A 14,912-nucleotide genomic window follows, 5' to 3' on the forward strand; every position below is an offset into this window, starting at 1 on the left:
GGATCCGCTGTCAGTAGGGGCCGTTGACGTTGTCGATGGACCCGTAGCGGTGGGCTGCGTAATTGCACGCTGCCGAGATGTTGGCAATCGGGTCGTAGCTGTCCCACGAGGTGCCGGCCACGTGGTAGGCGCGGAAGGTCGGATCGATGACCTGCATGAGGCCCTTGGAGGGGATTCCTGCCTTGGCGTTCGAGTCCCAGAGGTTGATGGCGAAGACGTCACCGCTCGACTCGCGCATGAGGTTCCGGTAGATGCCGTCGTAGGTTCCGGGAATTCCGTTGTCCTTCATCACCAGCAGCGCGTGCTTGATCCAACCGTCAATTCGCTTTTCGTCGGCAGGTGCTGCGAATGCCTGGGCGGGCATGACCGCGTTGCTCACGACGAGGAGAAGCGCTGCTGCGGTGAGCCCGCCAGCGGCGCTTTTGCGTACTTTCGAAGTGATTCTCCGTGCAAGGGCGGAAGGCGGCATGGCTTCGTCCTTCGGTAGATGCCGTGAGGGCGGAGATGTGGTCTTGGCTTTCCGTGCGCCATGAGCTGCCGCGTCCCGTGTCCGCTGCGCGTGGCCCGGCCGGCGGACCCGGAGCTTGTTGACGGGGGAAGCTGCCTGCGGTGCTGGGAGCTGACCAACCAGCCGACTCACACCCGGGGGCGCCCACTGGGCAGGATTTCCACGGACGCTCGGCGGAGGTGTCCCGCTACCGCGGTCGGGCAGATCCGGTTCTGCCCCTGAGGTGCGGCGTAGGGTCCATCGGTCGTGGATCCACACTCGCCGGTCCACCCACCCCGCACAGCCGTAGTACTACCTGTTCGCTACCCGTACGTCCCACGTATTACCTGGAGTGCCTGATGGCAGGCTGTGGCAGCACGTTCCAGGCACTGGGTGGGAAGACCTACGCGGGCCGGGCCGCCTAGCCAGAGTCGTGATCGCCGGCGGCCGGAAAAGGATCACCACCCAGCGCCCCGGTCCTTGGCGTCGAGCGAGGAGACCTACGTCACCCCCGGCGACGAGTGCCGACTCCCCCGCTCCGTACGATCGGGAGGTGACGCGCCCACCGACCTCAACGATCGGCTGGGCGTCGGCTGCGACGGCGTGGAGCACCGTGCCGATGTGCACGCGAGTGAGGGCGGACGAATTTCGTCCGCCCTCACTCGTCGTACGCCGGCTACGGAAGCGGCCGGATCAGCGGGTGGCGCCGAAGTCCTGCGTCCAGTACTGACCGGGCTGCGCGAGACCGATGCCGATCTCCTTGACGCCGCAGTCCAGGATGTTCCGCTTGTGGCCCGGGCTGTTCATCCAGCCCTCCATGACCTGGGCAGCGCTGGGGTAGCCGTACGCGACGTTCTCCGCGTACGTACGCCACTCGTACCCGGCACGGGTGATCCGCTGACCCGGATCGGATCCGTCCGAGCCCGTGTGGGACATGTTGGAGTGGGCCGCCATGTCCTCGCTGTGGTCCTGCGCGGCCTTCGTCAGCTTCTCGTTCACGGTCACTACCGGGCACCCAACGGCGATACGTTCCTTGTTGACGAGCGCGAGGACCTCGGCCGAAGCACCGGAGGGTGCCGCGGAGTCCGAGGGCACGGAGGTCCCCGCCGGCTCGGCGGTCGGGTCCGTCGGCTGTTGCGACGGGGGCTCTGCAGGGGGTTCGGACTCGGCGACCGGCTCGGTGGGCTCCTCGGGGACCGGCGACTCGAAGATCTCGGCGGGAGCGTCAGTCAGGACCGGGACCTCCTCGCCCGGGTCGACGAAGGGGCCTCCGTGCCAGGGGTGGCCATCCTTCTGGGCCACGCCCGGCCGCATGGGGCCGGGGCCCTGCGGGCCGAAGCAAGCCATGGCCGTACTGGGTACTGCGACGAGGGCCAGGACCCCGACAGCGACGGCTATCTTGCGGTGGTGCGTCCTCTTCCGGTGCTTCTTCATGCGGGACCTCACTCGGTGATCGCGAAGCTCCCGGCGCCTGACCGTGAAGGCGCCGTAGGAAGCGCCATTCTCAGGAGCCGCCGACGGCCTGACAAGCCCCCGCCGACCGGTCGCGCAGGAGGGTGCGGGACGCATCTTGAAATGGCCGAAAGATCGTGCATTCCCTGGTCGAGGCCACTGGGGCACGCGACTGACTCACCGCCAGAACCAATCCCCGTCAGCCGTGTTGAAGCAAGGGAAAGAGGAGTCTGGCATTCCGTTTCCAGTGGAGTGCGGCAGATCGATGCCAATAGGTACATACCGCCAAATATCTGTAGGCAGACGATCGCTGCTGGGCACGGAAGCGCCATGTCGCCAGTGACCCATATCACGGCTCCGGGGAGGAATCGGACGGCACCGTACCCACGCGCCAGTGCCCGCGCTCGTCGGGCGGGGACGTCGGGCCCATGAGGTGGTGGCTCCGGAGAAGACAAGGGTGGAGCCCCGCGCCTCGGGCCACGTTCGATGACGGGTGCGACCTGGAGAGGGGGCAAGCGGCCACGCACTACACCAGCCAGGGACTCGGACCAGAACTGCGGTAAGCCTGCCCCAGTTCACGCCGCCCAACACCATCTCGACGGCAGTGCGCGCGGTGACCGCCGCTCGGACCGGCAGGCTGGCGTGGGGAGTTCAGCCGAGGGAAGCGGCCCCGATGAGGGGGCCACGGCCTGACTTCAGCGGGTCGGGCGTCTTCCCCGGCCGTTCCAGGCACGTGCGGTGAGGGCGATCGAGCCGTCGGCCCCGGTGGGAAGGTCGGCGCGCAGACGCTCTCGCAACGCGTCCTGCCCCTTCGGCGGCAGTGAAGCGAGGTACGCAGGTGCGGGCCCTTGCCCGCCCAGGAACGGGGCCCAGTAATCGTCGAAGCCCCTGAAGCGTGTGGGGATGTTGATCTCGTCGACCTCCACGTCCGTCAGCCAGGCAGACCGCAGCAGCTCGGCCAGTGGCCCGGGCGCGCACAAGGGGAACCGGAGGGCCTCGTCCAGCTCCCGGCTGTCCGCGTCCAGGGAGACGGCGGCATCCCAGAAGGAGCGGATGAGTTCCACGCCTCCCCGTGTGTAGTCCCAGAGGTACGCGGCGACCGTGCCACCAGGGTGCACGATGCGGGCCATCTCGGCGACGGCCCGCTCGGGAACGGGGACGAAGTTGAGGACCAGCCCGCTGACCGCCACCGACGCCAGGCCGTCCGGGAACGGCAGCCTCGTCGCATCGCCGCGTACGAACCGAGCCCGGGAATCCGTGACGTGCCGGCGGGCGTACCGGACGTAGCCGTCCGACGGGTCGGCTCCCACCACCCGCTCGGGGCCCGCCACATCCAGGATCGCCTGCGTGACGGCACCCGTACCGCAGCCGATGTCCCGCCAGTCGCCGCCCGGGGCGACGTCCAGCCGGCGGACGCACTCCAGCGCCACCTGTCGGCTCCACCGCCCGATGTACGGCTCGTAGGCTTCCCCTTCGCCCCACACCGTGGTGCCCACCGCTCCACTAGGGCTTGATGTTCTGGTTCAGGTGGAAGAGGTTGCCCGGGTCGTACGTGCCCTTGACCTGGACCAAGCGGTCGTAATTGCCCTTGTAGTTGGCGCGGATGCGGTCCTGGTCGTCGTCCGCCATGAAGTTGACGTAGCCACCCTCCTCCGAGTGCGGGGCGGTGGCCCCGTAGTAGTCGCGGACCCAGGCGGTGTTGGCCTCGTTGTCGGCGGGGTCCGGCCACATGCCCGCGATGACGGTGGCGAAGGAGGCGTCCCGGTAGGCGAAGGCCGTCGCGTCCGGGGCAACGCGGTGGCAGGCACCGTTGATCGGGTAGATGTGGACCGTCGAGTTCACGGCGGGCACCCGGGGGCCGTGCACCAGGTGCGCCGCGATCGCGTCGTCACTCAGCTCCGTCACGAAGTTGGCCTTCCAGTAGTGCTGGAGACCGGGCGGCACCAGCGCGTCGAAGGCGCTGTTCAACGCGGGATACGGCATCACGCCGACGTGCTCCGCGACCACCGGGGCGAAGTCGTGGAAGGGCTGGAGGGCCCGCTCGCCCTCCTCGACCGGGCCCGCCCAGCACGACACCATCAGGATGAAGGTGTCGCCGTGCCGGTCCTCCGGGATGAACGGCAGCGGCGGGGCGATCTGGAAGGCCGGGAACCCGCCGAGCTGCTCCGGCGCGTCGGCGATGAAGTCCCGGTAGGCGCGCAGCACGGCGCCGGCGCTGTCCAGTTCGTAGAGGATCGGCCCGCCGTAGATGTTCTTGACGGGGCTGAGCCGGAATTCGAGGGAGGTCACCGCGCCGAAGTTGCCACCACCGCCGCGCAGTGCCCAGAAGAGGTCCTCGTGCTCCTGCTCGCTGGCCACGACGAGCTGTCCGTCCGCCGTCACCACATCGGCCGAGACCAGGTTGTCGCAGCTCAGGCCCAGTCCACGGTCGAGGTAGCCGATGCCGCCGCCGAGGGTGAGGCCGCCGACGCCGGTGGTGGAGATGATCCCGCCGGTCGTCGCCAGGCCGAAGGCGTGGGTGGCCGCGTTGAAGTCGCCCCAGGTCGCGCCGCCCTCGGCGCGCGCCGTCCGCCGTACGGGGTCGACGCGGACGCCGCGCATCGCGGACAGGTCGGCGACCACGCCGTCGTCGCAGGTGCCGAAGCCGGGCACGCTGTGCCCGCCTCCCCGGACCGCAAGGTCGAGCCCGTTCTCCCGGGCGAAGTCGACGGCCGCCATGACATCGCCGGCATTGACGCAGCGCACGACGACGGCCGGCCGTCTGTCGATCATGGCGTTGTAGACCGTGCGGGCTTCGTCGTAAGCCTCGTCCCCCGGAGTGACGACGGCGCCGCGCACCCTTTCGGTCAGCTGGTCCAGAGTGAGGTTGCCCATGGCCATCGCTCCTCTTGCCCCGGCTCGGGACGGTGTGACCTCCAGCGAGCTCCGGGACTACCCGCCGGCGTATAGGCCCTCAATTCACGCTACGCCGCTTGGGTGGAGCGGCAATCTGAACCCCCGGACCCCTCAGGCCTTGCCCGTGGCGCTCCAGCTCGCTCGCCGAACGATCTCGGCCAGCTCCCGGGGGTCGGGGGCGGCGTCCGCGGGCTCGTCGGGCCACTGCTCGACGATGGTGGTGGCCCAGTCGGCCCAGGTGGCGACGAGCCGGTAGTAGTCGGTGAGGAAGCGGCCGACGAGCAAGGTCTGGGCGGCCCGCTCCGGGAAGGGGGCCTCGCCGGCGAGATGGGCGTGCGCGGTCGCGGCGTTGCCCTGGTTGCGCTCTTCGGCCCAGGCCCGGGCACCGCGGAGGGTGGCCAGGGTGTCGGCGCTGGTGCCGGAGTCCGCGAAGAACACCTTCAGGAGCTGTTCGGACTCCAGGACCGGCCCGGCGCTCGGCTCGGGCAGCCAGTCGGCCAGCGCGCGCCGCCCCTCGGCGGTGATGCTGTACACGGTGCGCGGCCGCCGTCCGACCGCTTCTCGCGTCGCCTCGGCCAGGCCGCGGCGGACGAGCTTCTTCGGCTCCTCGTACAGCTTGCTCTGGGCCCGGGGCCAGATGCGGCCCAGGCTCCGGTCCATCTGCCGTGCGAGCTCGTACGTGCTCCAGGGCCGGACGGAGAGCAGGCCGAGGATCGCGTACGACGTGGTGGTGAGCGCCGGGTCCATTGACATCGCCAGCCTTGAGGCGTATTCCGGAAATAGTCCCTTTGGGACTATTTTGACAGCATAGGCGGTAGTGGTCATGATCAGCACTCTTCGGGTCGATCCCGCCAACACCGAACAGGCCCGTGCCTGGGACGGCCAGGAAGGCGCCTACTGGGCGGAACACGCCGATCGGTACGACCGGGCGATCCGCGCCCATCGCCCGCACCTCCTCGCCGCGGCCGGCATGTCCGCCACCGACCAGGTGCTGGACATCGGCTGCGGCACCGGCCAGACCACCCGCGACGCCGCGCTACGGGCGAGCGGCGGGCGGGCCCTGGGCGTGGACCTGTCGGCGGCGATGCTGCGGGTGGCACGGCAGCGCGCGGCCGCCGAAGGACTGCACAACGCCGAGTTCGTCCAGGCCGACGCCCAGGTCCACCCCTTCCCCGCCGCGGCGTTCGACGTGGCCGTCAGCCGCACCGGGACGATGTTCTTCGCCGACCCGGTCGCTGCCTTCCGCAACATCGCCGGCGCGCTGCGGCCCGGCGGACGCCTCGTCCAACTGGTCTGGCAGGCACCGGCGGACAACGAGTGGTTCCTCTCGTTCACCCGGGCCCTGGCCGCCGGACGCTCGCTGCCCACACCCTCGCCCGGCGCTCCCGGACCGTTCGGGCTCGCCGACCCGGATCGGGTCCGGGCCATCCTCAAGACCGCCGGCTTCACCGACATCGAGCTGGAACCCCACAGCGAGGCGATGTGGTTCGGCGAGGACGCCGACGACGCGGAGCGGTTCATACTCGGCATGCTCGGCTGGATGCTCGACGGACTCGACGACGCGGGCCGGCGGCGCGCCATCGACGACCTGAGTGCCACCCTCACCGCCCACGAAACCGCCGGCGGCGTCCACTACGCCTCGGCGACCTGGACCATCCGGGCGACCCGCCCGTGACGCTCCGGCGGGAGGGAAAGGGAAAGACCCTGAGCCTGTTCGCCGTCACCCGTGAAGCCGGTCCGAGCTGGATCGATGGCCAAGGCTCCTTCGAGCAGCCTGCTGTGAAGGACCACGCCGCTTTCATGGACAGCCTCGCGGACGAGGGCGTCGTACTGTTCGCCGGCCCGCTCGCCGCCAGCGGGCACGACCACATCCGAGCCCTTCTGATCGCGAAGGCCTCCGACGAGGCCGTCGTGCGCGGCCGTCTCGCCGGCGATCCCTGGGAACTCACACATCGAGTGGTGACCACGAGTGTCGAGCCGTGGAATCTGCTCGTCGGCGCAGAGCGACTCGGCACCCCACAGCCCATGACTCGACAGATCGGCCGGCGGTTCCTGGACACCGACTGCAAGGGCCCGTCTCACCAGAGGCGCGGACGGGCTGGCCAACCTCCTACGGCATCCTGGGGCGGGTCGTGCACTCGAATTTACTCACCGCGGCGCGCCAGCCAACACCCAGTGCTAAACGGGCCCGAGAGGCGGAACTCAGCCTGCTTCTCCGCCCTTCCGCTTCGCCTCCCGCGACAGCGCCCAACCCAGGGAACGGTCGGGAACAATCCACGGGATGGGCAACCGCTGGCCACCCGGTGAGCCACGTCCCCGACAGCTCGTCCGCGCGCACAACAAGAGCTTCACGGGCGAGTTCACAGGATCAACTCGGCTATGACCGGCACGATCCTGCGGGCAACGCCGCTGGATCGCCAGGGAGCGTTCGAACCGCAGATCGTCAAGAAGCGTCAGCGTCGGCTGACGGGCGTCGACGAGATCGTCCTGTCGCTCTGCGCGAAGGGCCTGACCCACGACGGGATCTCCCCCACCTGGCCGAGGTCTACGGAGCCGAGGTCTCCATGACCACCCGCTGGTGATTCAGCAAGCGCAAGCGGCAGAACCCGTCCGTCGCCGGGACCTACTGGGCCTTTGCCGAGCACACCAACCGCGAGGCACCCCAAAGCCCTCGAGCAGCCCACGCCGACCTCGCCGATCTGAACAACGGTGACCTCCCCAACCCGCTTTCGGGGCCAGAGTCAGGTCCGGCTGCGGGCCGCCGGGGCGGGCCGGAGCTGAACGGCTGCTGTGATCATCGGGGCTCCCGGGACGGTGCGGGTGACTCCCTGCTGCTCCACCCAGGTGGCTCTGCGGGGCGCGTACACCGGCGCCGCGTACCGCCAGCGGTCTCCCCGCGTACTCGGTGGCACCAGTGGTGCGGGGCGTGCGTTGACGCAGTGGCTGGACGTACTAACGTGCCGGATATGACAGCTTCTGTGGTGACTCGCTGGGGGGATGCCGACCTGCCGGTTGAGCTGACGAGCTTTGTGGGGCGGCGGCAGGAGGTGGGTGCCGTCAAGAGGGTGCTGTCCGAGGCTCGGGTGGTGACTTTGACGGGTGTCGGGGGTGTGGGTAAGACGCGGCTGGCGGTGCGGGTGGCGGGGGAGCTTCGGCGGGCTTTCGCGGATGGTGTGTGTTTCGTCGATCTGTCGTCGGTGTTGGATCCGGCGGCGCTGGAGTCGTCGGTGGCGGAGAGTTTGCGGATTTGTGACCAGTCGGCTCGTGGGACGTCGGAGATCATTGCGGAGTTCCTGCGTGAGCGGCAGATGCTGCTTGTTCTCGACAACTGTGAGCAGATCGCCGATGCGTGTGGGGTGCTGATCAATGCCGTAATTCGTGAGGCTCCGCGGGTGCGGGTGCTGGCGACGAGCCGTGAGCGGCTATGGGTCACCGGGGAGTACGTGTGGCGGGTGCCGTCCCTGCCCGTGCCACGTGCCGTCGACGCACCGGAGTCCGAGCGGGGGTCGTCGAGGCCTGCGGAATATCCGGCGCTGGCGCTGTTCGCCGAGCGGGCCGCCGCGGTGAGCGGGGTCTCGGTGGTCAGGGAGGACTGGGGAGACGTGGCCCGGTTGTGCCGCAGGCTGGACGGGCTGCCGCTGGCCATCGAGCTGGCCGCGGTCCAGACGCGGATGTTCTCCCCGGGGCAGCTGGTCCGGCGCTTCGATGATCGGCTGGGCTCCATCGGCACCCTGGACCGTGCGGCGCCGGCCCGGCATCGCACGCTGGAGGCGGCGATCGACTGGAGCTACGAGCTCTGCTCGCCGCAGGAGCGTCTGCTGTGGGCCCGGGCCTCGGTCTTCGCCGGCCGATTCGGTCTCGAAGCGGCCGAGGGCGTCTGCTCGGGCGAGGACCTGCCACGCGAGCAGGTCCTGGAGGGGATCGTCGGCCTGGTGGACAAATCGGTCCTCGTGCACGAGGAACAACAGGGGGAGGGGCAGTACCGGCTGCTGGAAACCCTCGCCCAGTACGGGCGCGACCGGCTGCGCCAAGCCGGCGCGGAAGAACAGCTCGTCCGGCGTCACCGTGACTGGTTCGTTCAGTGGGCCGAGGAGCTGGCGACGCGGTGGTTCAGTGCGGAGCAGCTGTCGTGTTCCCAGCGCCTGCACCGTGAGTACCCGAACCTACGCGCCGCGATGGAATACTGCCTGTCGACGCCGGGGGAAGAGCAGATGGGGCTGCGGTTCAACGCCGCACTCATCCCCTACTGGCACACGGGCGGCCAGCTGACGGAGGCGCGGCGGTGGCTGGAGCGGGCCCTGGCGGCGGATGAGGAACCCACCCCGGCGCGCGTCATGTCCCTGCGCAACCTGGGCAAGATCTGTACCGGTCAATACGATTTTGCTGCCGCCGAGGCCGCCCTGCGGGAATGCGGGACCCTGGCGCGTCAACTGCAGGACCCGTTCATGGAGGCGTGCGCAATCACCTCCGAGGCGGGGTTGGCGCTGGTCCGCGGCGACTACGCCGCAGGGCTCGCCCACGCCGAGAGCGCGCTGACGATCCCCGAGTACGCCGGACGCCTGGAGCGCGTAGAGACGGTCAGCTATATGGCTGTCGCCCATGGGATGCTCGGCGACTACGAGGCGGCGCTCCGCGACTACGAGGCGGCGCAACGCTGCAGCGCGGAGTCCGGGGAGCGCTACCACCTGTCCTGGGCACTCCAAGGCCAAATCTGCGCGGAGTTCGGCGTAGGAGCGAACACAGCTGTGATCGAGCACTCGCGGGAGGCCATGCGAATCTGGCGTGAGTTCAACGATGCGGTCGGCCTCTCCCCGGCCATGACGCTTGTGTTGTGCTCCACGGCGGCCATGGGCGATTTCGCACGCAGCGCCGTACTGGTCGGAGCGCGTGAGCGGATCCGCCGCGCCTTCGGTCTCTCCTTTGCCCACAAGGATGAGTCCGCCGTCATCGAAGCTTTCGTCTCCCAGATGCGAGAAGCACTCGGCGAGGCGCCTTACGAGGCCGCCGTAGCCCGCGGGCTGTCCTTCGACCTCGACGCAGCGCTCGACTACGCACTCGGCACCGAGGCCCCGCCCGAGCCGGCCACGGCGCAGGAGGAATCCAGTCCGCTGACGGCCCGCGAACGACAGGTCGCAGCGCTGGTGGCGCAGGGAATGTCCAACAAGCAGATCGCGGCGGAGCTGGTGCTCTCCCCGCGCACGGTCGAAGGACATGTTGAGCACATCCTCACCAAGCTCGGCTTCACCTCCCGCGCCAACATCGCAGCCTGGGCTGCCCAGCAGGGCAACTGACTCTGCCGCATCCCGCGGGTCAGCGTGACCCGCCGGGCGCGAGCGGGTGGCCCGGCGGCTCCGTCGGCGGCTTCTCGGGGTCCAGCGGAACCATCGTGGAGAGGATCCGGCAGCACGTCGAGCAGCACGGAACCTACCGGGTCCCGACGGGCTTGAATCGGATCGAGCTGGCAGCCTTCTGGCGACGGGTCTTAGGCTGTTCGTTCTCCACCTCCACGGTGAGGACCATCTCCGCACAGAGGAGACGGACTACGCCTCCGAAGCCGAGTCCGTAGCCGACTTCCACCGCCGCCACACCGTTGCGGTCCGCCCCGGACCGGACCCTCTCACCGACATCGAGCGTGACGCCTTCGAAATCCTGGGCATGGCACCGTCGTCCACGGCCCCGACGGCAGCGCCGTCGCTCGTCGCAGCCGAGGAGACGCCACAGCTGGTACCTGTGTACGCCAACGGTCCTGGCGACCACGAAGCCCTCCTGAACGACTTCTTCGCCGCCAACGGAGAATGGGAGAAATGGCGGCCTCACGACGAGACCACCATCGCCAGCCACGAGTCCCTCACTCTGCGCGTCGAGTTCCTCCACGAGGCCACCCACGGCGACAGCGCCTGGACGATCGCCGCCTACGAGTCACCCGTCGGCGATCGCCTCTGGCACGCCACCGCTACCCCGGCCACCCCCGTCGAGATCACGCGCATCCTCCTCAACAGCCTCAGCACCGAGGACTCCTGGGGCCTGAACCCCAGCACCCCCGTCAAGGAGGAAGACCTCGCCCGTGCGTCCCGCCCCCTGGAAGACGCGGGCTGGCCCTTGAAGGTCGGAGCCCGGCTGATCGACTGGACGGCACCCACGACCGACGGGGCAGGCCTGCGCTTCGATACTCTCGTCAAGCAAGGCAACGTCCTGCCAGCCTGGACCATCTGGGGCGGCAGCACGGTCAACAGCCCCACCTGGACCATCCACCTCTCCACGCACGCTCCCACGGCCCTCATCCAGGACGTCACCTTCGAACTGGCTCACGGCTACAGTCATCGGCCGCCCCCACGCCACGCCGACCCTGCCCTCCATCTCGCCCAGAAGCCGGTTGCAGCCTCACCCCCGGCCGCGATGCATCGACCTGCGCACAGGCGCTGAACCGGCGAACCCGGTCGAACCGATGCCGCTGTGATGCCTGCAGCTCGCAGGGCAGCTCGGTGCTGGGGGATGTCCACGGGAACCGTGGAGTGTTGCTGTGAGCACGAGCGTCAGACGGCGCACAGAGCGCCGTCGACGAGTACGAGGCCGGCACGACCCCGGAGGCGATCGTCGCCCGCGACGCCGACAAGCTGGAGTGCCTGGTCCAGGCAGTGGAGTACCGGGAGCAGGGCTACAGCCTCACCCAGAACTGGATCGACACCAGCCTCGCCTCCCTCAAGACACCGTCCTCGAAGGCCCTTGCCGACGCCGCACTGAGCAAATCGTCAAGTCTTCATCGTTGACCGAACGGTGAATGGTCCCCGGGTCGAACCACACGACCGCACCCGGCTCCAGCCGGGTGTCAGTGCTGCCGCGGGAGTTCGACGTCCGGACCATTCCGCGACCCGAGACGACGTAGTACCCCTCGGAACAAGCAAGGTGCATATGGGGCGACCCGCCCACCAGACCGTCTGCCGCCGGCTTCCCGCCGTACACCCGGAGTAAGGAGATCCCCACCCCGCCTGGAAGCTGATCATTCATGTCAGCTCCTCTTTACGGAAGGGGCTTTCCCTAACAAAGCAGCAAGGTTAGGGGCGGACTGCGGCCCGCGTCAATGGACCAGCGACAGGGAACGCCCAGCACTGGAGCACCATCCGCGCCACGGCTTCAGGGACTCCAAATGCCGTTCCCTCGAGGCACGTTGTGCGCGGGCGCAGCCCTCGGAAGCGCGGCAGTGGGAGCCGGACAGGCTGCAGTTGTAACGGGCAGTACTGGCGGGACCGCCGCGCGGTGGCGCGGCGGGCCCGTTGCCCTGGAGTGACGGCCGGCGGCTCCTCGCAGCGATCACAGCCACCTGCCGGTGGGCCACCACCAGCAGGTGGTGGCCCACCGTTGTTGTCAGGCCCGGACCTCGAAGGAGTAGAGCGAGTAGCCGTAGCCAGTGCCACGGGTGATGCCCTGAATCCGGACGTACCGGCCGGTCGCGGCCGGGAAGGTCACCGTGTCCACACCCGCGGTCGTCCGACTGCGGCGCTGCGCCACGGTGGTCCAGGTGGTGCCATCGGCGGAGGTCTGGATGTCGTAGTCCTTGCCGTAGGCACCCTCCCAGTTCAGGCGGACCGACTTGACCGTCTTGGAGCTCCCGAGGTCGACCTTCAGCCACTGGCTGTCGCTGTAGGAACTCGCCCAGCGGGTCGTGTCCAGGCCGTCCACCGCGTTCGCCGCGCCGAGCCCGCTCGTCTCGGACGAGGACGCGGTCGCCGTGCGGCCCCGCGCAAGGTCGTCGCTGATGACCTCGAACGAGAACAGCGAGTAGCCGAACGACGTTCCGCGGGTGATGCCCTGCATCCGGACGTACCGGCCGGTCGCGGGGGGGAAGGTCAACGTGTCCAGACCCGAGGCCGTCAGACCACGGCGCTGGGCCACGGTGGTCCAGGTCGTGCCATCGGCGGACGTCTGGATGTCGTAGTCCTTGCCGTAGGCGTTCTGCCAGTTCAGACGGACCGAGTTGAAGGACTTGGAGCTGCCGAGGTCGACCTTCAGCCACTGGCTGTCGCTGTAGGAACTCGCCCATCGGCTCACGTCCAGGCCGTCCACCGCGTTCGCCGCGCCGAGCCCGCTCGTCTCCGACGAGGACGCGGTCGCCGGGCGCCCGTAGGCGAGGTCACTGGGGTTGCGGTTGAGCATGACGGTCTCGGGCAGGTAGCTCGTGCCCGGCCCCTGGCCGACCGTCGCGACCTTGAGGAGGAAGGCCGAATAGTCCGTCCCTCCCGCCGTCGGCGACCACATCTTCTGGGCCAGCGCGGCAAAGCTCTTCTCGATCAGCCCGTGGACCTGCAGCTCGGTGTAGTCCACCCAGGTCTGGTCGTTCCAGACCGCGGGCATCCCACCGAGCAGGTTCGGGTCCTGCGCGGGAAGGTTGTTGCTGCCTCCGAAGATGTTGGGGGCCCAGCTGTTGAAGATCCAGCCGCCGTCGAGGCCTTGGCCGTGGTAATAAGGCGCGAACGGCACCACGTAGAGCAGAGCGTCGTTGGAGTTGATCACCTTGTAGCCGTCGGCGATGGCGGCCTTGGGTGAGTACCAGTCGTTGTTCCAGCTGTTGATCACCATGTCCTTGTCGTAGCCCGCACCACCCCCGGACATCTGGGTGAAGCTGCCCCAGGCGTTGACCTTCTTGCCGAGAGATCGCACGTACGGGGCGATGGTGTTGACGTAGGCCTTGTACTCGGCCGTCTTGTCGCTCGGATACTCGTCGATGCCGATGTGCACGGTCGGGCCCTTGAACCACGGCGTGAACTCGGCGAACAAGCTCTTCATGAAGGCGGTGGTGGCGGGCTTGCTCAGGTCCAGGTGGTCGGAATTCCCACCGTTGAGCCCCAGCTCGGGCTTGAAGTGGATGAACGCGAGGGAGTGCGCGGGCGCGTCGATCTCAGGGATGATCGTGATCGCGTTCTTCGCGGCGGTGCTCTCGAAGCCGTCCCAGTCGGTACGCGAGTAGGACCCGTCCGTCGCCGCGAGGCCCGCGAACTCCGGGTTGGTGCCCTTCAGCCGGAAGGCCGCCGGGGTCTTCGAGTAGTCATTGTCGTACTTCGAGGCGAACCCGTTGTCGTTGAGGTGGATCTGCAGGGTGTTCATCTTCAGCCACCCCATCCAGCGCAGCGTGGACTGGATGTACTGGGGCGTGAAGAACCGCCGCCCAACATCGAGCATGAACCCGCGCACGGCGTAGTCCGGGTAGTCGACCGCGGTGCCCACCGGGAGACTCAGGTGGTCGGATGAGCTGACCACGGCCTGCACCAGGCTGCGCGAGCCGTAGTAGGCGCCCTTGTCGCTCCCGCCGACGATCTCGACGGTGGAACCGACGGCGAGGCGGTACGCCTCGGGCTTCAACTCGGGCTTGGCCGCCCCGAAGTCCGCTGCCGCGTCGACACGGAGGGATATGTCCCCGGCCGCGGGCGTCCCGGTGACGACGGTGGGATGCAGCGTGGTCATCTCGGCCACGTCCGCCGCCAGCTGCTGTGCCACTTGCTGCAGCCCGGCCGGAGCTGCCGCCGGCACGACGACCCGGCTGTTCGCGGACAGTACCAGCCGTCCGGTTCCCCCCGTCCACTTCTGCAGGGCGGGCACCACACCGGGCGGTGCCGAATTCACCTCGGCCGACTGTGCCGCGCCGGCCGCGGGTGCCAGCCCCGCCACGACCACGCCGACCACCAAGAATTGCGACAGACGCGCGCGCCAAGTGGTATTCATCTGCGGACCTCCCGCCGGGAAGAAGGGGAACACTTGCCTGAGCCCGCCTCAGGGGCCCTTCGCCCGGCCGGAACCACGCAGGTGGTCTCGCCGGTCGAGGTACAGGCCTGGACCGCGATGCGCGATCCCGCCGGAGCTGCCGTCAGGCGGCTGGGGACAACGACGGCCACCGTTGCTGCCCGTGTGGCAGCGAGGGGTCTTTTCATGGCGTCCTTTCAGGTGGAGTGGTGCCGGTTGTGTTCCTCGGATGGAGTCCGCGTCGGCGGATCCGTCAGCAGACGCCGGTCGATGCCTGGCCCCCTACGGGCTTCGATCGCGTCCGAGGTCATGGCGACCATCACGCCGAGTCTTGGCGGATGGCGTG

11 protein-coding genes and 2 pseudogenes are annotated in these 14,912 nt (G+C 68.8%); 5 read left to right on the top strand and 8 right to left on the bottom strand.

Going from position 1 to position 14,912, the window contains the following annotated elements; all coding sequences use genetic code 11:
- Window positions 1–10 precede the first annotated feature (10 nt).
- From OG247_RS04945 to OG247_RS04965, 5 genes are all read right to left on the bottom strand, one after another.
- Window positions 11–469: a transglycosylase SLT domain-containing protein gene (locus tag OG247_RS04945; RefSeq protein WP_327251047.1), complete on the bottom strand. Its 459-nt coding sequence runs from the start codon at window positions 467–469 to the stop codon at window positions 11–13.
- A gap of 711 nt (window positions 470–1,180) precedes the next feature.
- Window positions 1,181–1,921 (bottom strand): CAP domain-containing protein, encoded by a 741-nt coding sequence (locus OG247_RS04950; RefSeq protein ID WP_327251048.1) that lies wholly within the window; start codon window positions 1,919–1,921, stop codon window positions 1,181–1,183.
- 713 nt (window positions 1,922–2,634) lie between these two features.
- Window positions 2,635–3,435, bottom strand: a complete 801-nt coding sequence (locus OG247_RS04955; RefSeq protein WP_327251049.1) for a class I SAM-dependent methyltransferase — start codon at window positions 3,433–3,435, stop codon at window positions 2,635–2,637.
- 7 nt (window positions 3,436–3,442) lie between these two features.
- Window positions 3,443–4,819, bottom strand: a complete 1,377-nt coding sequence (locus tag OG247_RS04960) for an FAD-binding oxidoreductase (RefSeq protein WP_442813220.1) — start codon at window positions 4,817–4,819, stop codon at window positions 3,443–3,445.
- A gap of 126 nt (window positions 4,820–4,945) precedes the next feature.
- A complete protein-coding gene (locus OG247_RS04965) occupies window positions 4,946–5,587 on the bottom strand; it encodes a PadR family transcriptional regulator (protein WP_327251051.1) in 642 nt (213 codons plus the stop codon).
- A gap of 70 nt (window positions 5,588–5,657) precedes the next feature.
- Between OG247_RS04965 and OG247_RS04970 the strand changes: the two genes are divergently transcribed.
- Window positions 5,658–6,509 (top strand): class I SAM-dependent methyltransferase, encoded by an 852-nt coding sequence (locus OG247_RS04970; RefSeq protein WP_327251052.1) that lies wholly within the window; start codon window positions 5,658–5,660, stop codon window positions 6,507–6,509.
- On the opposite strand, the gene OG247_RS04975 is transcribed toward OG247_RS04970, so the two are convergent.
- Window positions 6,467–6,940: a hypothetical protein gene (locus OG247_RS04975; protein WP_327251053.1), complete on the bottom strand. Its 474-nt coding sequence runs from the start codon at window positions 6,938–6,940 to the stop codon at window positions 6,467–6,469. The two genes, OG247_RS04970 and OG247_RS04975, sit on opposite strands and share 43 nt — an antisense overlap.
- Before the next feature lie 273 nt (window positions 6,941–7,213).
- Here OG247_RS04975 and OG247_RS04980 point away from each other — a divergent pair.
- The 4 genes and pseudogenes from OG247_RS04980 to OG247_RS04995 all read left to right on the top strand — a co-directional run.
- Window positions 7,214–7,407, top strand: a pseudogene (locus OG247_RS04980) (transposase); the annotation flags it as partial.
- A 393-nt stretch (window positions 7,408–7,800) separates the two neighbouring features.
- Window positions 7,801–10,125, top strand: a complete 2,325-nt coding sequence (locus OG247_RS04985; protein WP_327251054.1) for an ATP-binding protein — start codon at window positions 7,801–7,803, stop codon at window positions 10,123–10,125.
- Between the two features lie 364 nt (window positions 10,126–10,489).
- Entirely contained in the window at window positions 10,490–11,257 is a 768-nt protein-coding gene (locus OG247_RS04990; protein WP_327251055.1) for a DUF317 domain-containing protein, read from the top strand.
- Between the two features lie 116 nt (window positions 11,258–11,373).
- Window positions 11,374–11,601, top strand: a pseudogene (locus tag OG247_RS04995) (HD domain-containing protein); the annotation flags it as partial.
- On the opposite strand, the gene OG247_RS05000 reads toward OG247_RS04995, so the two are convergent.
- Both OG247_RS05000 and OG247_RS05005 read right to left on the bottom strand, forming a co-directional pair.
- Window positions 11,534–11,839, bottom strand: a complete 306-nt coding sequence (locus OG247_RS05000; protein WP_327251056.1) for a cupin domain-containing protein — start codon at window positions 11,837–11,839, stop codon at window positions 11,534–11,536. The pseudogene OG247_RS04995 and the gene OG247_RS05000 overlap by 68 nt on opposite strands.
- Before the next feature lie 357 nt (window positions 11,840–12,196).
- The gene (locus OG247_RS05005) at window positions 12,197–14,548 is read right to left on the bottom strand and encodes a discoidin domain-containing protein (RefSeq protein WP_327251057.1); all 2,352 of its coding nucleotides are present in this window, start codon (window positions 14,546–14,548) and stop codon (window positions 12,197–12,199) included.
- Window positions 14,549–14,912: the final 364 nt, after the last annotated feature.

This window comes from Streptomyces sp. NBC_01244 (assembly GCF_035987325.1).
Classification (GTDB): domain Bacteria; phylum Actinomycetota; class Actinomycetes; order Streptomycetales; family Streptomycetaceae; genus Streptomyces.